A 1,001-nucleotide genomic window follows, 5' to 3' on the forward strand; every position below is an offset into this window, starting at 1 on the left:
GTCCTTTTGAGTCTGAAACCGAGTTTGAACAAGCATTGTTGGATGAACAACTTCGAGCCGATCTTGTTGCTCTTAAACAGAAGCTGGATAACGCGATCGTCAGTAGCTCAGCCAAACTCAAAGCGGCTAAGCAAAGTGTTGATGAGCTGCTTGAACACGCTAACGCAGTTAAATGGCAAGAGGTTGAAATTGAGCAAGTGGAGCAACAAGTCTCCGATTGCCAGCAACAGCAGCAATCGACGGCCAGTCAAATTGGTGCGATTAACGCAAACCTAGAAATGGACAAGAAGAATCGCGAGAATCAGCAACACTTGTTCAAAGAGATTGATGAGAAACAGCAAGCGTTTGATGATATCTCGCAATTGAACTCATTGATTGGTTCGAAGAATGGCGACAAGTTTAGAAAGTTCGCACAGGGGCTAACCCTTGAGAACCTTGTTTACCTTGCCAATAAGCAGTTGCAGCGCCTGCATGGTCGTTATGAGTTAAAACGCAAAGCGGAAGACGGACTAGAGCTGCAAGTGCTGGATACGTGGCAGGGCGATGTGGTTCGTGATACCAAAACGCTCTCAGGCGGTGAAAGCTTCTTGGTGAGTCTGGCTTTGGCGTTAGCGCTGTCCGATTTGGTGAGTCATAAAACCAGTATTGATTCGCTGTTCCTCGATGAAGGCTTCGGTACTCTGGACAGTGACACTTTAGATATTGCTCTCAATGCGCTCGATAACTTGAATGCGTCTGGCAAGATGATCGGTGTGATCAGTCACGTCGAGGCGCTAAAAGAGCGAGTACCCGTCCAGCTTAAAATCACTAAGCATTCGGGCTTGGGTGTTAGTGAGATGAGTAAAGAGTTTAAGGTCGCGTAACTAGTGATAGAAAGTAACTCGTAATTAACAGCTAGTAAGTACGAAGGGGCAGTGAATCTGCCTCTTTTCAGCTGTTTTCTTTGTTATTTCAACAGTATTTCAAACCCTTAGCGACTGTTGAACGTATAGCTTCTAACA

At 45.7% G+C, this 1,001-nt stretch carries 1 protein-coding gene; it reads left to right on the top strand.

Annotation, left to right across the window (positions count from 1 at the left end; translation table 11 throughout):
• On the top strand, nucleotides 1–863 hold an 863-nt coding region (locus tag KIV40_RS31745; protein WP_285353301.1), incomplete at its 5' end, for an SbcC/MukB-like Walker B domain-containing protein.
• Between the last annotated feature and the right edge of the window lie 138 nt (nucleotides 864–1,001).

It is taken from the genome of Vibrio sp. D173a (assembly GCF_030248475.1).